General features: G+C 73.5%; 18 protein-coding genes. 7 read left to right on the top strand and 11 right to left on the bottom strand.

What is annotated here, in order from left to right:
- From PHK61_RS15460 to PHK61_RS15450, 3 genes are all read right to left on the bottom strand, one after another.
- A partial coding sequence (locus PHK61_RS15460) for a DUF222 domain-containing protein (RefSeq protein ID WP_274281883.1) occupies positions 1-1,151 on the bottom strand: 1,151 nt, incomplete at its 3' end.
- Positions 1,152-1,267: 116 nt separating this feature from the next.
- The gene (locus PHK61_RS15455) at positions 1,268-1,666 is read right to left on the bottom strand and encodes a VOC family protein (protein ID WP_274281882.1); all 399 of its coding nucleotides are present in this window, start codon (positions 1,664-1,666) and stop codon (positions 1,268-1,270) included.
- 27 nt (positions 1,667-1,693) lie between these two features.
- On the bottom strand, positions 1,694-2,662 hold the full coding sequence (locus PHK61_RS15450; RefSeq protein WP_274281881.1) for an aldo/keto reductase: 969 nt from the start codon (positions 2,660-2,662) through the stop codon (positions 1,694-1,696).
- Positions 2,663-2,814: 152 nt separating this feature from the next.
- Here PHK61_RS15450 and PHK61_RS15445 point away from each other — a divergent pair, with 152 nt between their 5' ends.
- The 5 genes from PHK61_RS15445 to PHK61_RS15420 all read left to right on the top strand — a co-directional run bounded on the left by PHK61_RS15445 (position 2,815) and on the right by PHK61_RS15420 (position 9,267).
- Complete coding sequence (locus PHK61_RS15445) at positions 2,815-4,566, top strand: MFS transporter (RefSeq protein ID WP_337993966.1); 1,752 nt, start codon at positions 2,815-2,817, stop codon at positions 4,564-4,566.
- A 68-nt stretch (positions 4,567-4,634) separates the two neighbouring features.
- Complete coding sequence (locus PHK61_RS15435) at positions 4,635-6,509, top strand: helix-turn-helix domain-containing protein (RefSeq protein ID WP_274281880.1); 1,875 nt, start codon at positions 4,635-4,637, stop codon at positions 6,507-6,509.
- 108 nt (positions 6,510-6,617) lie between these two features.
- Positions 6,618-7,409 (top strand): SDR family NAD(P)-dependent oxidoreductase, encoded by a 792-nt coding sequence (locus tag PHK61_RS15430; protein WP_274281879.1) that lies wholly within the window; start codon positions 6,618-6,620, stop codon positions 7,407-7,409.
- Between the two features lie 16 nt (positions 7,410-7,425).
- Positions 7,426-8,115 carry a cyclase family protein gene (locus PHK61_RS15425; protein WP_274281878.1) on the top strand — a complete coding sequence of 230 codons (690 nt, stop codon included), beginning with the start codon at positions 7,426-7,428 and terminating at the stop codon, positions 8,113-8,115.
- Between the two features lie 30 nt (positions 8,116-8,145).
- Positions 8,146-9,267 carry a uroporphyrinogen decarboxylase/cobalamine-independent methonine synthase family protein gene (locus tag PHK61_RS15420; RefSeq protein ID WP_274281877.1) on the top strand — a complete coding sequence of 374 codons (1,122 nt, stop codon included), beginning with the start codon at positions 8,146-8,148 and terminating at the stop codon, positions 9,265-9,267.
- Positions 9,268-9,321: 54 nt separating this feature from the next.
- Here PHK61_RS15420 and PHK61_RS15415 read toward each other — a convergent pair whose 3' ends face one another.
- The 3 genes from PHK61_RS15415 to PHK61_RS15405 all read right to left on the bottom strand — a co-directional run bounded on the left by PHK61_RS15415 (position 9,322) and on the right by PHK61_RS15405 (position 12,841).
- Positions 9,322-11,139, bottom strand: a complete 1,818-nt coding sequence (locus PHK61_RS15415) for an NAD(P)/FAD-dependent oxidoreductase (protein WP_274281876.1) — start codon at positions 11,137-11,139, stop codon at positions 9,322-9,324.
- Between the two features lie 146 nt (positions 11,140-11,285).
- The gene (locus PHK61_RS15410; protein ID WP_274281875.1) at positions 11,286-12,050 is read right to left on the bottom strand and encodes an SDR family NAD(P)-dependent oxidoreductase; all 765 of its coding nucleotides are present in this window, start codon (positions 12,048-12,050) and stop codon (positions 11,286-11,288) included.
- Positions 12,047-12,841, bottom strand: coding sequence for an enoyl-CoA hydratase/isomerase family protein (locus PHK61_RS15405; RefSeq protein ID WP_274281874.1), 795 nt, complete (start codon positions 12,839-12,841; stop codon positions 12,047-12,049). The genes PHK61_RS15410 and PHK61_RS15405 overlap by 4 nt, the downstream gene beginning before the upstream one ends.
- A 79-nt stretch (positions 12,842-12,920) precedes the next feature.
- Between PHK61_RS15405 and PHK61_RS15400 the strand changes: the two genes are divergently transcribed.
- A complete protein-coding gene (locus PHK61_RS15400; protein WP_274281873.1) occupies positions 12,921-13,550 on the top strand; it encodes a TetR/AcrR family transcriptional regulator in 630 nt (209 codons plus the stop codon).
- Here PHK61_RS15400 and PHK61_RS15395 read toward each other — a convergent pair.
- From PHK61_RS15395 to PHK61_RS15375, 5 genes are read right to left on the bottom strand one after another with little or no spacing between them, the layout of a single operon-like run.
- Complete coding sequence (locus tag PHK61_RS15395) at positions 13,547-14,029, bottom strand: peroxiredoxin (RefSeq protein ID WP_274281872.1); 483 nt, start codon at positions 14,027-14,029, stop codon at positions 13,547-13,549. The two genes, PHK61_RS15400 and PHK61_RS15395, sit on opposite strands and share 4 nt — an antisense overlap.
- Before the next feature lie 41 nt (positions 14,030-14,070).
- Entirely contained in the window at positions 14,071-15,360 is a 1,290-nt protein-coding gene (locus tag PHK61_RS15390) for an acyl-CoA dehydrogenase family protein (protein WP_274281871.1), read from the bottom strand.
- 13 nt (positions 15,361-15,373) lie between these two features.
- A complete protein-coding gene (locus tag PHK61_RS15385; protein ID WP_274281870.1) occupies positions 15,374-16,303 on the bottom strand; it encodes an SMP-30/gluconolactonase/LRE family protein in 930 nt (309 codons plus the stop codon).
- 13 nt (positions 16,304-16,316) lie between these two features.
- Positions 16,317-17,669, bottom strand: coding sequence for a phosphotransferase family protein (locus PHK61_RS15380; protein ID WP_274281869.1), 1,353 nt, complete (start codon positions 17,667-17,669; stop codon positions 16,317-16,319).
- Positions 17,666-18,919 carry an acyl-CoA dehydrogenase family protein gene (locus PHK61_RS15375; RefSeq protein WP_274281868.1) on the bottom strand — a complete coding sequence of 418 codons (1,254 nt, stop codon included), beginning with the start codon at positions 18,917-18,919 and terminating at the stop codon, positions 17,666-17,668. Before PHK61_RS15375 ends, PHK61_RS15380 begins: the two co-directional genes overlap by 4 nt.
- Positions 18,920-19,110: 191 nt before the next feature.
- On the opposite strand from PHK61_RS15375, the gene PHK61_RS15370 reads away from it, so the two are divergent.
- Positions 19,111-19,923 carry a crotonase/enoyl-CoA hydratase family protein gene (locus tag PHK61_RS15370; RefSeq protein ID WP_274281867.1) on the top strand — a complete coding sequence of 271 codons (813 nt, stop codon included), beginning with the start codon at positions 19,111-19,113 and terminating at the stop codon, positions 19,921-19,923.
- The last annotated feature ends 21 nt before the right edge of the window (positions 19,924-19,944 follow it).

Here is a 19,944-nt window from a genome sequence, read left to right as displayed (position 1 = left end):
ACGGTGCCCTGGCGCAGCCGCCCGGCCCGCGGCTCGCGCGGCGCGGGCGCACCTGGCGCCGGCTCGCTGTCGGGTGGCACGTCGGGCAGGCCGGGCAGGCCGGGCACGTCGAGGGCGCCCTGCTCGGCGGGCGTACCCGGTGTGGGCAGCACAGCTCTCGCCGTACCGACAGCCTCGTCCGGGGCCTCGTCGTCCGGCCCGCCGTCGTCCGGCCCGCCGTCCGGCCCGTCGTCCGGCCCTTGGTCCGGCCCCTCCTCGGGTCCGTCCTCGGGCCCGTCGTCCGGCCCGGGTCCGTCGTCGGGGTCGTCGTCGGGGTCGTCGTCGGGGTTGGTGGTGGCGTGGTACTCGGCGGCGAGCAGCACGGCGATGTCGTGGTCGGTCATGCCCGCGGTGGACCCGTCGAGCAACCGGGTCCCGACCTGGCAGCGCAGCAGACCGATCGGGGTCAGCACCCCCAACCCGCGCACCACCGCGGCCAACGCCTCGATCCGCGCCATCGAGGCGATCCCGTCCACGACCGGGGCATCCAGCACCGCCCGGGTCGCGGTCCCCGACGCGGTCATCGACAGCTCCACCCGCCCCCGGGACTCAGCCCGCCGCCGGCGCCGCTCGGCCCACTGCGGATCCAGGGCCAGCACCACCTCCTCGAGCCGCTCCCGCAACGCCATCACCGCCAACCCCGCCGCCTCGGGCAACACCACCGCGACCGCGGCGCGCGCGTGATCGACAGTCAGGTCCCCGGTCACCTCGCTGATCGCCCGCACCTTGGGCTCGTCGAGCCCGCCCCGCCACAACGCCTCCCCCAGCGCCGGCAACCGACCGAACAGGTCATCGGCCAGATCCAGGCGCCGCGAAGCCATCGTGCGCGACCACCCGAACAACGCCGCCACCTCGTCACCGGAGAACTCATCCGAGCTCGCCAGCCGCCCCGTACCCCCGTCCTGGGCCATCCCCAGCTCGCGCATCCCGGCCAGCAGCAACGCCTCGGCCCGGTTGTGCACCCGCCACCGCGCCCGCACATACGCCGCGAGATCCTGCCCGGTCAACGTGGACGCATCGATCCCGTCGAGCACCCCCGCCAGCTCCGCGCCCGGCTCACGACCAGCCAACCCGGCCAGCCCGCCGGCGCCCAGATCGTGATCGATGCTCACACCCAGAACGCTAGAACCGACCCCCGACAACCCCGGCCCCCCAGAAACCCCCCGAGACCCCCACGCCAGATCACGGAACGGTAACGATCCCCAGCTCACGGGCGGGTGAGAGCAACTCAGCCCGACGGGTCGACCCGGATCATCCAGAGGTGCCCGTCGGGGTCGGCGACGGTGCTGCTGTACCCCCAGCCCGGGTCGCCGGGCTCGACCCGCACCGTCGCCCCTGCGGCGCGGGCCGCCTCGGTCACGCGGTCGACGTCCGCGGCGGACGGGACGAGGTGCGACAGGATGCACTCGCTGTGGCCCGCCTCGGCGACGTCGTTGCCGGCCGCCACCCACCCGAAGCCACCCCGCGGCACGAGGACGAGGACGGCGCCGGGCCCGAGCACGAACTGCAGGGGCTCCGGCAGACCGTCGTCCGCGAGCTCGCCGACGGTCTCCAGGCCGAACGCGGCCCGGTAGAAGTCATGGGCGACCCGGCGGTCGGCGATGGGCAGCGCGACGGCGACGGCCACGGGGCGATCGTACCCGGCGCCGACCCGTCAGCGGTGCCCCGCGACGCCCCGGGGCTCGTAGCGCTCCTCGAGGCCGGCGATCTCGTCGTCCTCGAGGCGCAGGTCGACGGCGGCGATCGCGTCGGCGAGGTGGTGCTCCTTCGTCGCGCCGATGATCGGCGAGTCGACGACGGGGTTGGCCAGCACCCACGCCAGCGCGACCTGCGCCCGCGAGACGCCGCGCTTCTCGGCGACCTCGGCGACCTTCTCGACGATGTGCCGGTCGGTGTCGCGGTACAGCGTCTTGCCGAACTCGTCGGTCTCGCCGCGGGTGGTGGACTCGTCCCAGTCACGCGTGAGCTTCCCGCGGGCCAACGGGCTCCACGGGATCGCGCCGACGCCCTCGTCGGCGCAGAGCGGGAGCATCTCCCGCTCCTCCTCGCGGTAGAGCAGGTTGTAGTGGTCCTGCATCGTGACGAACCGGCTCCACCCGTTCCCGTCCTGCAGGTGCAGCGCCTTCGAGAACTGCCACGCCCACATCGACGACGCCCCGATGTAGCGCGCCTTGCCCGCCTTGACGACGTCGTGCAGCGCCTCGAGCGTCTCCTCGATCGGCGTGTCGTGGTCCCAGCGGTGGATCTGGTACAGGTCGACGTAGTCCATGCCGAGGCGGCGCAGCGAGGCGTCGATTCCGGTCATGATCGCCTTGCGCGACAGGCCCGCCCCGTTGGGGCCCTTCCGCATGCGGTTGAAGACCTTGGTCGCGACGACGATCTCGTCGCGGTCGGCCATCCGGTTCAGCCAGCGCCCGGTGATCTCCTCGGAGGTCCCCTGCGAGTAGACGTCGGCGGTGTCGAAGAAGTTGATGCCGGCGTCGAGGGCCTGGCGGAAGAACGGCTCCGCCTCGTCCGCCCGCAGGGCCCAGGGCCACCGGTCGTTCGGCTCGCCGTAGCTCATGCAGCCCAGGCAGATCCGTGAGACGTCGAGCCCCGTCATGCCGAGCTTCGTGTACTCCATGACGGCAGCGTGCCCCGCCGACCGCCGGTCGATTCCGCTCCCGGCCCGGGAATCGACTGGACCTCGACCGCGCTCGAGGTCATAGCGTCGAGAACAGGCCGCGCCGCACGGCCGACATCTCCCCACGAACCCGACAGAATGGTCGTGCCCCTGTGACCAGCACCGCTCCCGTCGCGCCCGGCGGACGCCGCTGGGCGATCCTCGCGGTGATCGCTGTGGCGCAGCTCATGGTCGTGCTCGACAACACGATCGTGAACATCGCGCTCCCGTCGGCCCAGGTCGACCTCGGCTTCGACGACGCCCAGCGCCAGTGGGTCATCACCGCCTACGCGCTGGCGTTCGGCAGCCTCCTGCTGCTCGGCGGGCGCATGTCCGACCTCTTCGGCCGCAAGCGCGCGTTCGTCACCGGGCTCGTCGGGTTCGCCGTCGCGTCGATGGTCGGCGGCGCCGCGACCGACCTCGTCATGCTCGTCGCCGCCCGCGCGGCCCAAGGGGTCTTCGGCGCCCTCCTCGCGCCGGCCGCACTCTCACTGCTGACGACGACCTTCCCCGGCGGCCGCGAGCGCGCCCGGGCGTTCGGCATCTTCAGCGCCATCGTCGGCGCCGGCGCGGCGATCGGTCTGCTGCTCGGCGGGGTGCTCACCGAGTACGTCGACTGGCGCTGGTGCATGTACGTCAACGCCGTGTTCGCGGCGGTCGCACTCGTCGGGGGGCTCGTCCTCCTCCCCAGCCTGCAGCGCCAGGGCCGCCCGCGGCTCGACGTCGGCGGGACGCTCGCCGCCTCGGCCGGCCTGTTCGGGCTGGTCTTCGGGCTCGCCAGCGCGGAGACCGACGGCTGGGGCTCGCCGGTCGTGTGGGCCTTCCTCGCCGCCGGCGTGGTGCTGCTCGGCGTCTTCGTGCTCATCCAGCGCCGGGTGTCCGCGCCGCTGCTGCCCCTGCGCGTGATCCTCGACCGCACCCGCGGCGGCGCCTACCTCACCGTGCTCGTGCTCGCGTCGGGGATGTTCGGGGTCTCGCTGTTCCTGACGTTCTACCTGCAGCGCAACCTCGGCTTCTCCCCCGTCCTCACCGGGGTGGCGTTCCTGCCGATGGTGGCGTCGATCGTCACCGCCTCGACGACGGTGCCCAACGCGCTGCTCCCCCGGTTCGGGCCGAAGCCGCTCGTGATCACCGGCCTCGTGCTCGGCACCGCGGCGATGCTGTGGTTCTCGCAGCTCACCGTCGACAGCACCTACGCCGCGGGCGTCCTGCCCGGCCTCGTGCTCATGGGCCTGGGCATGGGCACCGCGATGTCGACCGGTATCAACACCGCCACGCTCGGCGTGCAGCCCGCCGACGCCGGGGTGGCCTCGGCGACGGTCAACACGATGCAGCAGGTCGGCGGCTCGGTGGGCACCGCCCTGCTCTCGAGCATCGCGGGCACCGCCACGGCGGCGGCCCTCACCACGGCGCCCGGCGACCCGGGTGCCGCGACGGTCAGCGGCTACTCGGCGGCGTTCACCGCGGCCGCCGTCCTCTTCGCCGTCGGCGCGGTGGTCTGCGGGCTGCTGGTCCGCGGCGGGCGCCCGCAGAGCGCGGAGACGACGGAGACGACGGAGACGACGACCACCGAGGCCGTCAGCACCGACAGCACCGGTCTCGCCGGCGCGGTGCGTGACGCCGACGGCGGCGCGGTGACCGGTGCGACCCTGACGCTCGTCGACCCCGCGGGCCGCGAGTCGGGGCGGGCGGTCAGCGACGCGGCCGGCGACTTCGACCTCCGCGCCGCCGGCCCGGGCGACCACCTCCTGGTCACCGGCGCACCCGGGCGCGCCCCGAGCGCGCAGCGGATCGTGCTCGCCGACGGGCGCACCACCTGCGCCGACGTGGTCCTCGACCTCGCCGAGGTGTCCGTCGGGGGCTGAGCACCACGGCGCGCCCGGGGCGCGTCTGCTCGGGTGCGTCGAGCGCACCGGGATGGTTGCGTGGCCGCGTGAACGTTCGCCCGCGCGCGCCGACGGCAGAGACGGTGGTGTCCGAGGCGCTGCGGTCCTGGTCGGGCGCGATCAGCGAGCTGGCCCGCGCGGTCAAGGCCGCCGAGCCCCTCGAGGTCCTGCTCGGCCGGGTCGCGGAGCACGCCTGCCGGCTGATCGGGTTCGACTTCGGCGCGGTCATGCTCGCCGACCCCTCCCGCGAGCGTCTGATGGTCCGGGGCGCGTTCGGGCTCTCGGACGCCTACGTCGAGCGCCTCAACACCGACGTACCCCTGCGGGTGCACGCACCGGTGCCCGGCGTCGACGCGCCGGCCGCCCGCGCCGTCCGCGAGGGCGTCACGGTCACGGCCGCCGACATCGCGGGGCTGCCGGACTTCGACCGGCTCCGTCGTCTGGCGCAGGACGAGGGGTACCACGCGCTGCTGGCCGCGCCCCTGCTCACGGCGGAGGAACCGATGGGGGTGCTCGTGGCCTACTCGGCGCGGGCCCGCGACTTCAGCGCCGCGGAGGTCGAGCTGGCCGAGCTCCTCGCCGAGCACGCGGCCGTCGCGGTCGAGACCGCCCGGCTCCGCGAGAGCGAGCAGCGCGCGATCGACGAGCTCTCCCGCGCCAACGACGCGCTGCGCCGCCACCAGGACGTGGTCGATCGTGCCGAGCGGCAGCACCGGCGTCTGCTGGAGCTCGCGCTCGACGACGTCGGCCTGCCCCGGCTGGTCTCCTGGCTGGCCGCGACCGTCGGCGCCTCGGTCACCGTGGAGGACGTCGACCGCACGGTGCTCGCGCACGCCGGCGCCGACGGGTACGTCCCGCCGCCGGCGTCCGCCCCGCCGCAGGAGCTCCGACGGCCCTCCTCGGTCCGCGAGCGCTACGAGCTCGTCGAGCTGCGCCCGTCGACAACCGTGGACGGGTCGGCGACCGCGTGGGAGACACCGATCGTCCTCGGCGGGGAGGTCGCGGGCCGGCTGTGGCTCACCGGTGCGCCGTCCGCCCCGGAGGCCGTCGAGCGCCGGACCGTCGAACGGTTCGCGCTGGTCGCGGCCTTCGAGCTCCTCAAGGAGCGGCACGGCATCGAGGTCGAGGCACGGCTGTCCCAGGCCGTCCTCACCGAGCTCCTGCGCCAGGACGGCGACGACGTCCCCGCCGGGCTGGCCGGGCGGGCGGCCGCCCTGGGCTGCGACCTCGCGGCACCGCACACCGTCGTCGTCCTCGACGTCGGCACCCCGCCCCGCGAGGACCGGTACGACACCCTGGCGCGCGTGGCCCGGCTCGCGGAGTCCGTGGTGGCGCAGGAGCGGGACCGCGCCGGACGGACCCTCGTCGGGATCCACGACGGCGCGCTCGTGCTGCTCGTGCCCGCCGGGTGGATCGACCGCGAGCGCCTGCGCCGCCTCCTGGCGCGGCTCGAGCAGGTCACCGCGCCGCAGCCCGTGTCGGCGGTGATCGCGGGCACCGGCACCTCGCCGGCCGCGCACGCGGCGTCCTGCCGGGCGGCGCGCAACGCGCTCGCCCTGATGCGGCGCCCCGACGAGGGCCGGATCCTCGACCTGGCCGACCTCGGGGTCCACGGCCTGGTGCTCGAGGCCGGGGTCGCGAGCGGGCTGTCGGCCTTCGCCCGGCGGCTGCTCGACCCCCTGGAGCGCCACGACCGGCGGCACGGGGCGGCGCTGGTCACGACGCTGCGCGTCTGGCTCCGCGAGGACTGCTCGGCACCGGCCACCGCCGCGGCGCTCGTGGTGCACCGCAACACGGTCGCCCACCGGCTGCGCCGCATCGAGGCGCTCCTCGGCCACCCCCTGCGCAGCCCCTCGGTCCTCCTGCAGCTCCAGCTCGCCGTCGTCGTCCGAGACGTCGAGGAGGTCGGCGTCGACCCCTAGGCACCGGCACAACATCGAGCGACCAGTCGGTGTCGCGAGCACATAGTCGCCACCCCCGGACGCCCAGCACGATGGCGTGGGTCACAACGAGGTGCGCCGGAGGCGACGGTGGGCGAGCGACTGCACGGCCAGGTCGTGGTCGTCACCGGGGCGAGCCGCGGGATCGGGCGGGCCATCGCGGTCGGGATGGCCGCCGAGGGCGCCGGGCTCGCCCTGACCGCCCGCGACGAGGACACCCTCGCCGACACCCTCGCCGACATCGAGCGGCTCGCCCCGGGCACCGACGTCCTCACCGCCTCCTGCGACGTCACCGACGAGGCCTCGGTGCAGCGGCTGGGGGACGCCGTGGACACGCGTTTCGGGCGCGTCGACACGGTGATCGCGAACGCCGGCATCGCCGGCCCCACCCGCCGGCTCCACGAGATCAGCCTCGCCGAGTGGCGCGAGTGCCTGGCGACCGACCTCGACGGCGTCTTCCTGACCTTCCGCCGGTTCATCCCGCGGCTCGTCGAGCAGCGCTCGGGCAGCCTCGTGGCGATCTCGTCGATGACCGGCAAGCGCCCGCTGCCGGGGCGCACCCCCTACGCCGCCGCGAAGACCGGGCTCATCGGTCTCGTGCGCACCCTCGCCACGGAGCTCGGCCCGTTCGGCGTGCGGGCCAACGCGGTCTGTCCCGGTGCCGTCGACGGGCCCCGGATCGAGGCGGTGATCCGCGACCAGGCCCGGCAGCGGGACATCAGCGTGGACGCGGCCCGCGCCGCCTTCACCGACCCCTCGCCGCTGGGACGCCTGGTGCGCGCCGAGGAGGTCGCCGACGCCTGCGTCTTCCTCGCCGCCCCGCAGTCCTCCTCGATCACGGGCGAGGACCTCAACGTCAGTGCCGGCGTGGTCATGTACTGAGGAAGGAGTCCCACCGATGCGTCTGATCGATCTCTCGCAGGACATCTACCAGGGGATGAAGGTCTATCCCGGACACCTCAAGACGGTCGTGTTCGAGCACGCGACCCACGAGGAGACCTCCCAGCGGTTCGAGGGCGGGTTCTCCTTCCAGACGACGGGGTTCCTGCTCAACGACAACGGCCCCACCCACGTCGACTCGTTCTCCCACCTCGACCCGGACCCGACCGCCCAGACCATCGACCAGATGTCGCTGGACCTGTTCTACGGCGACGCGGTGTGCCTCGACGTCTCCGACGTCCCCGCGCACACCGACATCACCGCTGAGCACCTCGACGAGGTCGAGAAGGCGTCCCCGGTCGACGTGCGCCCCGGCGACATCGTGCTGTTCCACACGGCGACCTGGAACCGGTACGTCGGGCGCCGGGAGTACCTCACCGACTTCGCGGGCTTCGGCGAGTCGGGCAGCGAGTGGATCCGCGACCGGGGGATCAAGACCTTCGGGGTCGACAGCCCGACGCCGGACAACCCGATCAGCCGCACCTATCCCTGCCACATGATGTGCCGGCGCGAGCACATCACCCACTACGAGAACCTCGCCAACCTCGACCAGGTCGTCGACACCCGCTTCACCTTCGTCGGCTTCCCGCTCAAGCTGCAGGGCTCCCACGGGGGACCGACGCGCGCCGTCGCCGTCGTCGAGCACTGACCACACCCGCCCACAGCCCGTGAGGAGAACATGATGCGCAAGGTCGTCGACACCGTCCTCCCGACGACGATGATCGGGTCCTATCCCAAGCCCCGGTGGTACTCCCGCTACAACCTCGCGGGGGCCGACCTGCTCGAGTGGTGGAAGCTGGAGGAGAACTGGCACGCGTGGTGGGACGCCACGACGGCGTGCATGAAGGACCAGGAACTGGCCGGGCTGGACATCGTGACCGACGGCCAGATGCACTTCGACGACTACGGCGGCGCGATCGGGTCGTTCGTCTGGTACTGGTACGAGCGCCTCGGCGGGTTCACGAAGGCGAAGCTGCCCAACCCGCTGGCCCGTCAGATCGAGGCCAGCGGGGACGGGGACCTGAGCCAGGCCGCCTGGATGCACAACTGGGGCGGGACGGCGGTCACCGAGACCGTCAGTCGCGGGATCCCCGGACGCCTCGGCGAGATGCACAGCGCGGCGCGCCTGCTCACCGACCGCCCGATGAAGGTCTCGGTCGGCGCCGGCCCGCCGAACCTGACCTACCACGTGGACTTCGCCCACCCGCACTCCGCGTACTCCGACGCCCGGCGGCTCGCCGAGGACCTCGTGCCGATCTTCAACGAGGACCTCAAGGACCTGGTGGCGCACGGCGCGACCTTCATCCAGATCGAGGACCTGGGCGCCTGGAAGCTGGCGCTGGACGACGACAGCGACTGGGTCATCGACGTCATGAACGCCTGGATCGACGGCGTCGACGCGAAGATCGCCTGGCACTGCTGCCTCGGGGCCGGCTACGGCAACACCTTCCGCGCCGTGGAGGACGCGCTGCCCCGGGTGCTCGAACGGTGGATGGACGTCGACGTCGAGCAGTTCGCGCTCGACTTCGCGCTGCGCGACATGGCCGACGTCAAGGCCCTCGAGGTGGTCGCGCCCGACCGGGAGGTCCAGGTCGGCGTGATCGACATCCGCAGCCTGTACGTCGAGTCGGACCAGGAGATCGTCGACCGCATCCACAAGGTGCTCGAGCACATCGAGCCCGAGCGCGTCTACCTCTCCACCGACTGCGGCCTGAAGGCCCTGCCCCGGTTCTGCGCCTACGAGAAGCTGCGCGCGCTCTCGCGGGCCGCCCAGCGGGTCCGCGCGGAGCTCGGCGCCTGACGACGGACGGGCAGGACGGGGTGCACCGGCACCTCGTCCCGCCCGCCCGCACGCCTACGCGGTGTGGTGCACCTCCTGCTTGCCGAACACCGGGGTCGGGATGCCCTCCGAGCGCGCCTTGAGCTGCAGCGCGAGGTAGAGCGAGTAGAAGCGCGACTGGTGCAGGTTGCCGCCGTGGAAGTACAGGTTGTCCTGCTGGGTCGGCTTCCACATGTTGCGCTGCTCGCCCTCCCACGGACCGGGATCCTTGGTGGTGTCCGAGCCCAGGCCCCAGACCTTGCCGACGCGGTCGGCCATCTCCTGGCCGATGATGTCGGCGGCGCGCTGGTTCATCGAGCCGTAGCCGGTGGCCAGCACGACCAGGTCGGCCTCGAGGCGGGTGCCGTCGTCGAGCACGACCTCGTGCTCGGTCAGCTCGGTGATCTGGCCCTTGGCGAGCTTGACCTTGCCGTCGGCGACGAGCTCGGCGGCGCCCACGTCGATGTAGTAGCCCGAGCCGCGGCGCAGGTACTTCATGAACAGCCCGGAGTCGTCGTCGCCGAAGTCGAGCTCGAAGCCGGCGTCGGTGAGCTTGCGGTAGAACTCCGCGTCGATCTCGCGGGCCTTGTCGTAGGTGGGCTTCTGGAAGGTGTGCATGATCCGGTACGGCAGCGACGCGAAGATCATGTCCGCGGTGTAGGTGTCGATCCCCGACGCCAGCGCGCGCTCGGAGTACAGGTCGCCGAGCCCGTACTCCATGAGCGTGTCGCTCTTGATGATGTGCGTGGAGCTGCGCTGCACCATCGTGACGTCCGCGCCGACCTCCCACAGGGCCCCGCAGATGTCGAACGCCGAGTTGTTCGACCCGATGACCACGACCTTCTTGCCCTTGTAGGCGTCCGGCCCGGGGTGCTGGCTGGAGTGCTGCACCTCGCCCTGGAACTTCTCGCGGCCCGGGATGTCGGGGATGTTCGGCTTGCCCGAGACCCCGAGCGCGAACACCAGCTGCTTCGGCCGGAGCGTGACCTCCTCGCCGGCCCGGTCGACCACCACCGACCACTCGCCGGAGGCCTCGTCGAACGTCGCGCTCTTCGCCGTCGTGGAGCCCCAGTAGTTCAGCTCCATGACGCGGGTGTACATCTCGAGCCAGTCGCCGATCTTGTCCTTCGGCGCGAACACCGGCCAGTTGTCCGGGAACTTCAGGTAGGGCAGGTGGTCGTACCAGACCGGGTCGTGCAGGGCGAGGCTCTTGTAGCGCTTGCGCCAGGAGTCGCCGGGCCGCTCGTTGGACTCGACGATGATCGCCTCGACGCCCAGCTGGCGCAGCCGCGCGCCGAGCGCGATCCCGCCCTGCCCGCCGCCGATGATCACGACCTCCGGCTGGCGCGTGTAGCCCAGCTCCGCGGCCTCGGCCTCACGCCGCTCGCGCCAGGTCACGCGGTCCGGGTTCGCGCCGTGCTCGGTGCCGAACGGGCGGCGCTCCCCCCGCGGCTCCTCGTGGCCCTTGAGCTCGTCCAGCGTGGTCAGCAACGTCCACGCCTTGCCGTCCGCGTTCAGCCGCAGGTGCCCGGTGCCCCGCCCGATCGCGGTCTCGAACGTCAGCCACGCCTCGGTCACCCCGTCGGACTCCGTCGGCGCGCCGCTGACCTCGAAGCTCACCGGCGAGGCCTGCCGCGCGGCGTCCGACCGCGCCAGGTCCGCGACCCCGGCCGGCCCCTCCACGGTCACCAGGTTCCAGGTGAACGACACCAGGTCGCGCCAGTAGGACTCGTCCGCGAACAGCGCCGCCGTGCGGTCACCGTCCCCGGCCGAGAGCGCGTCGGCGAACTCGGTGAGCCAGCTGCTCACCCGCCGGTCGGTCTCGGTGCGCCCGCTCTCCGCCGTCTGCGTCACTGCTGCCTCTCTTCGACGGGCGACATCCCGTGCCGACCGTGGGCGGCCGCCCGGATCTGCCCACGGTCCTGTCGCGTGGAGACAGTGAAGCCGATCACGCGCCCCGTGGGCAGGGGTTGCAGCCAGGTTGCAGCGGTGCCCGCCGCTCAGAAGATCGAGTAGGCGCCGTCGACGACGATCTCGTCGCCGGTGTGAAAGCCCCCGGCGCCGCCGGCGAGGTACACCGCGAGGCGCGCGAAGTCGTCCGGCTCGCCCCAGCGCCGCTGCGGCATCCGCGGCATCACGGCCTTCTCGAAGCGCTCGTCGTGCAGCGTGCGGGACGCGAGCGGGGTCTCGGTCCAGCCGACCACCAGCGAGTGCGCGTTGACGCGGTGGCGGGCGAGCTCGATCGCGAGGCCCTTGATGATCGCGGTCAGGCCGGCCTTCGACGCCGCGTACGCCTGGTTGCGCGGGGCCCCGTGGACCGTGGACACGCTCGAGGTGCCCACCAGCACCCCGCCGTCCCCGCGCTCGACCATGTGCCGCGCGGCGGCGCGCAGCGTCAGGAACGCGCCGTCGAGGTCGATCCGGGTGACGCGCCGCCACTCCTCGAGGGTCGTGTCGACGAACCGTGCCCCCGACCCGCCGATCCCGGCGTTGGCGAAGCACGAGTCGACGCGCCCGAAGTGCTCGAGCACCCCGCCGAACGCCGCCTCGACCGCGTCCTCGTCGCCGACGTCGCAGCGCCACGCCCGCGCCCGGGCCCCCAGCCCCGCGAGCTCGTCGACGGCCGCGGCGTTGCGCTCCTCGTTGGTCCCCCAGATCGCGACGTCCGCCCCGCAGCGGGCGAGCCCGCGGGCCATGCCGAGGCCGATGCCGGAGTTGCCGCCGGTGACCAGGGCGACGTGCCCGGTGAGGTCGAACAGGCTCACCGGACCGCCCACTGCCCGGTGAAGTGCGGCTCCCGCTTATCGCGGAACGCCGCGAACGCCTCGGGCGCGTCCTCCCCGGCGAAGTTGACGGCCTGGGTCCGGGCCTCGGTCGCGAGCGCGTCGCGCAGCGTCCGGTCGGCGTTCTCGTGCAGCAGCGCCTTCGACTGCGCGACGGCGACCGGGGCGTTCGCGACGAGCCGGGCGGTGAGGTCGGCGACGAAGGCCTCGATCTCCTCGGGCGCCACGATCCAGGTCACGAGGCCCAGCCGCAGCGCCTCCTCGGCGTCGATCATCTCGGCGAGCAGCGCGAGGCGCTTGGCCTGCTGCATACCGACCAGGCGCGGCAACAGCCACGACCCGCCGAAGTCCAGCGACAGCCCGCGCTTGGCGAAGATCTGCGAGAAGCGCGCCGTCGGGGTGGCGACGACGAGGTCGCAGCCCAGCGCGAGGTTCCAGCCCGCCCCGACCGCGACGCCGTCCACCTGCGCGACCGTCGGCTTCGGCAGCTCGTGGAGCAGCAGCGCGATCTCGTTGATGAACCGCATCCGGTCCAGCGGGTGCCCCTCGCGGGCACCGGAGAGATCGGCGCCCGCGCAGAACGCCCCGCCCGCCCCGGTGATCACCACGGCGCGCACGGCGTCGTCGTCGCGGGCGGCCGACAGCTGCGCGTGCAGCGCCTGCCACGACGCCGTGTCGAGCGCGTTGCGGCGCTGGGGACGGTTCAGGGTCAGGGTCAGCACGCCCGCGTCGCGGCGGGCGAGCAGGACCTCGTCGGGATCGGTGGGGTCCATGGATGCGGCTCCGTCCCGAGACAGCAGATACGCCCGGAACCTATCGATCGATCGTTCACCCGGCCACTACGCTGTCGCGATGAGCTCCCCGGCCGTGCCGCGCGGGAGCGGCCGGGACGCGATCACCCGCGCCGCGCGCGAGAGCTTCGCCGAGCGCGGCTACCACGGGAGCTCGATCCGCGACATCGCCGCGCGCGCGGGCCTCTCGCTCTCGGCGCTCTACCACTGGCACTCCGGCAAGCAGGAGCTGCTCACCGCCCTGATCGAGGAGAGCACTGCGGAGTACTTCCGGCGCTGCGACGAGGCGTTGCGCACGGCCGGCGACGACCCGGCCGCCCGGCTCGGGGCGCTGGTGCGCGCGACCGTGGAGTACCGGGTCAGCCGGCAGGTCGAGAGCACCATCGCCGCGTCCGAGTGGCGCAACCTCGACCCGGCCGACCGCGAGCGCCTCGACGGCCTGCGAGCGGCCGCGAGCCGCCTGTGGGCCGACATCGTCGCCGACGGCGTGGCGCGCGGGGCGTTCGCGTGCGAGCACCCGGACGACGCACGCCGCGCGATCGTCGCGGCGTGCAACGCCATCGCCCACTGGTACGAGCCCGAGCAGGGGTACGAGCCCGATCAGGGGGATGAGCCCGACCGCGGGCTCGCCGTGCCCGATCTCGTGGACCGGTACACGGCGATCGCCCTGCGGGTCGTGGACTGCCGCTAGAGGTGGGTCAGGACCACCTCGGCGGTGGACTTCTCGTGATCCGGCGGGGCGGCCTCGACGTCGATCCAGGTCAGCGTCCCGTCGTCGATGATCGACGCGTAGCGCTGCGACCGGACCCCGAGCCCGAAGTCCGTGCCGTCCAGGTCCAGGCCCATCGCCCGGGCGAACAGCGCCGAGCCGTCCGCGAGCATGACGACCCCCTCGACGGCCTGGTCCTTGGCCCACGCGCCCATCACGAACGGGTCGTTGACCGAGACGCAGACGATCCGGTCGACGCCCTTCGCCGAGATCTCGCCGGCCTTCGCGACGAAGCCCGGGAGGTGGGCGTCGCTGCAGGTCGGGCTGAAGGCGGCGGGCACGCCGAACAGCACGGTGCGGCCCGTCGCGAAGAGCTCGCCGGAGCGCACGGACTCGGTGTTGCCCTCCGCGTCGACCGTCGTCAGCGGCACGTCGGGGATCTTCTCTCCCACAGCGATCATCGCCGGGGTCCTCCTTCGGGGAGTCGTCTGGTTGCCGACAACTAGTAGCCCCCCACGGCGGCCGCGTCCAGCAGGTGCGCGAACTTCCGGCGCGCCTCCTCCCGGCGCGTCGGCACGTGCTCGCTCGGCACGTCCCGGGGCTCGTACCCGCGCAGCACCCGGCGGGCGACGGTGACCTTGTGGACCTCGTCGGGGCCGTCGTAGATGCGCGCGGCGCGGGCGTGGCGGTACATGCCCTCGAGGGGCAGGTCGGTGGTGAAGCCGAGCGAGCCGTGCACCTGGATGGCCCGGTCGATCACGTTGTAGAGCACCGTCGCGCCGAAGAACTTGATCATCGCGATGTCGGTGAGCGCCGCCTCGGTGCCGCCCTGGTCCATCTTCCAGGCCGCCTGCAGCGTCATCAGCCGCGCCGCGGTCATCTCCGCGGTCGAGGTCGCGATCCAGTCCTGGACCATCTGCTTCTCGGAGAGCACCGAGCCGTGGGTGTAGCGCGAGACCGCCCGCTCGCAGAGCATGTCCAACGCGCGCTGCGACTGCCCGAGCCAGCGCATGCAGTGGTGGATGCGCCCGGGCCCCAGCCGCTTCTGGGCCAGCACGAAGCCGTCGCCCTCGGCGCCGATGAGGTTGTCGGCGGGCACCCGCACGTCGCGGTAGACCACCTCGGCGTGCCCGCCGGGCTGACCGGTGCGCTCCTCGGGGTGCTCCATCGTCGGGATGTCGCGCAGGACCTCCACGCCGGGGGTGTCGGTCGGGACCACGAACATCGACGCCCGCCGCCGCGGGGCGGCGTCCGGGTCGGTGACGGCCATGAGGATGAGGAAGTCGGCCACCGACCCGTTCGACGTGAACCACTTGTGCCCGTTGACGACGTACTCGTCGCCGACGCGCTCGGCCCGTGTGGTCAGCAGGGTGGGGTCGGCGCCGGCGTTCGGCTCGGTCATCGAGAACGCGCTGCGCAGGGTGCCGTCGAGCAGCGGCTCCATCCACTGCTTCTTCTGCACCTCGTTCGCCCCGAGGGCGAGCAGCTCGGCGTTGCCCGAGTCGGGGGCGTTGTTGCCGAAGACCGACGGGGCGTACGCGCAGCGCCCGAGGATCTCGTGCATCAGACCGAGCTTGACCTGGCCGAACCCGCCCCCGCCCAGCTCCGGGGGCAGGTGCGCGGCCCACAGCCCGCGCGCCTTGACCTCCTCCTGCAGCGGCGCGGTCGCGCGCTTGAGCGTCGCCCCGTCGAGGTCGAGGGTCTCGAGCGGCTCGATCTCCTCGCGGACGAACGTCCGCATCCACGCGAGCTGCTCCTCGAACTCCGGCTCGGTCGAGAAGTCCCAGGCCATGTGCGCCCTCCTCCTATGCTGTGAACGCCAGGTCGAGTCCCGGGCCGTCCCACTCCAGGGCGTACAGGATGCCGCGCCCCGACGAGGTCACCCAGGCCGTGCGCGAGTCCGCGCCGGCGAAGCAGATGTTCGTGACGTACGGGTCGTGCTCGGGCACCGGGACCTGCCGCAGCAGCGTGCCGTCGGGCGCGATCACGCTGATCGCGCCGGTCATCAGGGTCGCGACGCAGACGTTGCCCTCGCCGTCGACCGCGAGCGAGTCGAGCAGCTGGTAGCCGCCGAGGCCGTGCAGCAGCGCGGCGCCGCGGGGCCCGACCGGCTCCGCGGCGCGCGCGAGTCGACCCGGCCCGGTGACGTCCCACGCCCAGACCCGGCCGGTGACGGTCTCCGCGACGTAGAGCCGCGACCCGTCCGGCGACAGGCCGACCCCGTTGGGCTGGGTCAGCGGGTGCACGACCTCGGTGATCGACGACCCGTCCGGGCGCGCGTGGTAGAGCGCGCCGGTGTCGCGGTCGCGCTCGCGGCTCTTGCCGATGTCGGTGAACCAGAAGCCGCCGTCGGCGTCGAAGACGATGTCGTTCGGTCCGCGCAGCGGCCGGCCGTCGCAGGCGGTGTAGAGCTCGGTGACCGCGCCGGCGTCGGGCCCGTCGAGCACGACGCGCTGGATGCTGCCCCCGCGGTAGTCGTCGGGCTGGTGGCCGGGCGCGGTGACCCCGTCGCGGTCGTGCCAGGTGAAGCCGCCGTTGTTGGCGACGTAGACCGCCCCGTCGGGGCCGATCGCCGCCCCGTTGGGGCCGCCGCCGAGCTCGGCGACGACCCTCGTCGTGCCGTCGGGCGCGACACGGGTCAGCGTGCCCCGACGGATCTCGACGACGAGGACGTCGCCGCCGGCCAGCGCGATCGGGCCCTCCGGGAACTCCAGCCCGGTCGTCACGGTGCGCATGGTCCTCCGCTCGTCATCCGGGCAGGGTCAGGTAGCGGGGGTTGGCGACGGCGAGCCGGTCGGTCACCGCCGCGCGCACGGTCGCGAGCAGGGCGGGGTCGGTGTCGTCGATCTCGCCCTCGCGGATGGCGGCGGCGAGGCCGGCCTGGTCGGTGTAGCCCAGGGCGGCGAGCCGCTCGCGGTGGCGGCGCTCGTGCCCCGGCCCCAGGCGCAGCTCCCGCCCGACGCCGCCGAGGACGTTCGCCGCGACGCGGGCGAGGTAGGCCAGGCGCTCGTCGTCGGCGGCCACGACGGCCTCGCGCAGGAACGCCGTCACCGCGTCGACGAGGTCGACGGCGCTCGGGCGCCCGAACAGGTCCGAGCGCGGCGCCTCCTCCCCGGCGCCGCTCTCCTCGGCGGGGACCCCGAGCAGGAGCAGCAGGTCGTGCTCGTTCTCGGCGACTCGGCGGCCGATGGCGGCGAGCTCCACCGACGGGGTCACGCCCGACAGGTGCCGCCCGGCCATCTCCCGGCAGGCCAGCGCCCACCACGTCGTGCGGTGGACCTGCCACCAGCGCACCGCGTCGGGATCGGGTCGCTCGCCGGCGACCTCGGCGTACCCGTCGAGCAGCTCGTCGAGCGTCCCGAGGCCCGCGACCGGCAGCGGCGCGCCGAACCGCCAGCACTTCACGCACAGCCAGCCGAGGTCCTCGCGCGGGTCGCCCCGGTGCACCAGCTCCCAGTCGAGCACGGCCGCCAGCCCGGTCTCGTCGACGATGAGGTTGCCGAGCCGGAAGTCGCCGTGCACGAGGGCGTCGGCGACCGGGGCGGGCCGGTGGCGGTCGAGCCACCGCAGGGCGATGTCCACGGTCGGCAGCGGCTCGTCGAGGGCGTCGTAGGTCGTGCGGAGGTCCTCGACCGGGTCGGCGTGCGGCAGGCCCGGGACGGCGTCGAGCGGGACGGCGTGGATCCGGGCCAGCGTGCGCCCCAGCTCGGCGGCGAGGCCCGCGCGGGCCCCGGCGTACCGCTCCTCGCGCAGGATCCGCGGGCCCAGGGTCTCGCCGGCGACGTGCGCGGTGACGAGGTAGGGCGTTCCGACCGTCGCGGGGTCGCTGCCGCTGTCGACCAGCGGCGGGACACGGACGCCGGCCTGCGCCGCGGCCGCGATCGCCGCGGCCTCGAGCGCCATGCCGTCCGGCCGGTCGGCGCCGGGCGGGTCGCGGCGCAGCACGAGGTCGCGGCGGCCGCCGGCGTCGGTCGCGGTGAACGACCACGTCTCGCGGCTGGCGCCGGCGGTGAGGCGGCGCAGGCCCTCCACCGCGACGTCCCGGCCGGTGACCTCGGTGAGACGGCGCGCGAGCCGGTCGCGCAGGTCGTCGGCACTCACCGCTTGTTCGGGCCCGCGAAGCCGAAGAGGTACCCGGCGACCTTGCGCATCTGGATCTCCTCAGCGCCCTCGGTGATCCGGTAGCGGCGGTGGTGGCGGTAGATGTGCTCGAACGGGGTGTGCCGCGAGTAGCCGAGCCCGCCGTGCACCTGCATGGCACGGTCGGCGGCCTCGCAGACGAAGCGGTTGGCGCGGTAGTTGCACATCGAGACGCGGTCGCTGATCTCCATGTGCGGGCGGCGGTCGAGCTCCCAGGCCGTCTTGCGGACCAGGCCGCGGAGCATCTCGGCCTCGGTCGCCAGCTCGACCAGCGGCCACTGGATCGCCTGGCGCGTCGCCAGCGGGGCGCCGAACGTGTGCCGCTCGCGGGCGAAGTCGACGCTGCGGTCGACGCAGTACTGGCCGGCGCCGACGCCCGAGGCGGCCTGGCGGATGCGGTTCTCGTGGACGAACGTCTGCGCGACGGCGAGCCCGGCGCCCTCCTCGCCGAAGATCGCGTCGTCGGGGACCCGGACGTCGCGCAGGCTCACCTCGGCGTGGTCGGTGGGCATGTTCAGCGTCCACCAGTGGAAGTCGACCGAGAAGCCGGGCGTGTCGGTGGGGACGAAGAACGCCGTGATGCCGCGCGCGGCGCCGTCCTGCCCCGACGTGCGCGCGAATACCACGTCGTGGGTCGCCGAGTGCATCCCGGAGTTCCAGCGCTTCGCGCCGTTGATCACCCAGTCGCCGCCGTCGCGGACCGCCCGGGTCTCCATCCAGGTGGCGTCGCTGCCGTGGTCGGGCTCGGAGAGACCGAATCCGAGGCGCGCGGTGCGGGTGAGCATCGGCTCGAGGAACTCCTCGCGCTGCGCCGGGCTCCCGAACTCCAGGAGCATGTGCGCGAACGGGAAGTTGCCCACCACCGACGACTCGTTCTGCAGGTCGTTGTGCAGGCCGAGCCCGCGGTGGGCGAGGTGCTCGCGGATCACCGCCATGTCCAGGTTGGTGCCGTCGGACCCGCCCACCTCCGCCGGCAGCCCGTAGCGCAGCCAGCCCGCGGCGTCGGCGCGGCGGAACATCTCGCCGAGCAGCTCCTCCCACTCCGCGCGCGGGACGCCGCCGTTCTCGAAGTCGGTGCGGGCGTACTCGCGCCGGTGGTCGAAGAACCGCTGGTTGTCGTCCTGCTCCTCCAGCGGGCGGATCTCGGTCTCGATGAAGTCGTCGAGCGCCGCGAGCCGCCGGGTCAGCTCCGCCGGGAGTGCGAAGTCCACACCGACCTCCTCCTGAACGACCGTTCAGCGAGCATGCCAGCGGGGCGCGGCTCGCGGGAAGGACCGGCGCCCGGTGACCGGGACCGCCGGCGTCATCGGCGGCCGCCCGCCCCGGCGTGTCGCGCCGGCGAGGATGTGGCGATCCTGGCGTCAGATGCCAGCGATGCCGCATCGCTGGTACACCCCGTGCCATGAGCAACGAGGAGCGCGTGCGGGTCGAGGTCGTCGACGGGGTCGCCGACGTGCGGCTCGCGCGCCCCGACAAGCGCAACGCGCTCGATCCCGCGATGTTCGAGGGCCTCGTCGGCGCCGGCGAGCGACTGAAGGCCGACCCCGCCGTGCGGGTCGTCGTGCTCTCGGGCGAGGGTCCCGACTTCTGCGCCGGGCTGGACTTCGGCTCCTTCCGCGCGATGGCGGACGGGGAGCGGCTGTCGGCGTCGGCGCAGCTCCCGCCCTCGGACGGGCCGGCGCGCGCCACGGGGCAGCGGGCGGCGTGGGTGTGGGCGGAGCAGGAGGTCCCGGTGATCGCCGCGATCCAGGGCAACGCGCTGGGCGGCGGGCTGCAGATCGCGCTCGGCGCCGACATCCGTATCGTCGCCCCGGACGCGAGGCTCTCGGTCATGGAGGTCAAGTGGGGCCTGATCCCCGACATGACCGGCACCCAGGTGCTCCCCGAGCTCGTCGGCCGCGACGTCGCCAAGGAGCTCACGCTGACCGCGCGGATCGTCAGCGGCACCGAGGCCGCCGCGCTGGGGCTCTGCACACGCACCGACCCCGCGCCCCGCGACGCGGCGCTCGCCCTCGCCCGCGAGATCGCCGGGCGCAGCCCGCACGCCGTCCGGGCGGCCAAGCGCCTGCTCGACGTCGCCGGCCGGGTCGACCTCGCGACCGGCTTCGCCGCCGAGCAGACCGAGATCGGCGCGCTGATCGGGAGCCCGAACCAGGTCGAGGCGGTCACCTCGGGCTTCGAGAAGCGCGCCCCGGTGTTCCGCGACGCGGAGTGAGCCCTCGTGAGCGAACGTCGG

The sequence above is a fragment of the Actinomycetospora lutea genome (genome assembly GCF_028737205.1).
GTDB lineage: Bacteria > Actinomycetota > Actinomycetes > Mycobacteriales > Pseudonocardiaceae > Actinomycetospora > Actinomycetospora lutea.
The sequence above is the reverse complement of the archived record's forward strand: the minus strand, read 5'-3'. Positions and strand labels throughout refer to the sequence as shown.

Excerpts from the sequence above, each read along its gene's own strand:
- PHK61_RS15450 (WP_274281881.1), bottom strand. The coding sequence starts at position 2,662 with ATGGAGTACACGAAGCTCGGCATGACGGGGCTCGACGTCTCACGGATC.
- PHK61_RS15425 (WP_274281878.1), top strand. The coding sequence starts at position 7,426 with ATGCGTCTGATCGATCTCTCGCAGGACATCTACCAGGGGATGAAGGTC.
- PHK61_RS15420 (WP_274281877.1), top strand. The coding sequence starts at position 8,146 with ATGATGCGCAAGGTCGTCGACACCGTCCTCCCGACGACGATGATCGGG.
- PHK61_RS15405 (WP_274281874.1), bottom strand. The coding sequence starts at position 12,841 with ATGGACCCCACCGATCCCGACGAGGTCCTGCTCGCCCGCCGCGACGCG.
- PHK61_RS15400 (WP_274281873.1), top strand. The coding sequence starts at position 12,921 with ATGAGCTCCCCGGCCGTGCCGCGCGGGAGCGGCCGGGACGCGATCACC.
- PHK61_RS15395 (WP_274281872.1), bottom strand. The coding sequence starts at position 14,029 with ATGATCGCTGTGGGAGAGAAGATCCCCGACGTGCCGCTGACGACGGTC.
- PHK61_RS15390 (WP_274281871.1), bottom strand. The coding sequence starts at position 15,360 with ATGGCCTGGGACTTCTCGACCGAGCCGGAGTTCGAGGAGCAGCTCGCG.
- PHK61_RS15385 (WP_274281870.1), bottom strand. The coding sequence starts at position 16,303 with ATGCGCACCGTGACGACCGGGCTGGAGTTCCCGGAGGGCCCGATCGCG.
- PHK61_RS15370 (WP_274281867.1), top strand. The coding sequence starts at position 19,111 with ATGAGCAACGAGGAGCGCGTGCGGGTCGAGGTCGTCGACGGGGTCGCC.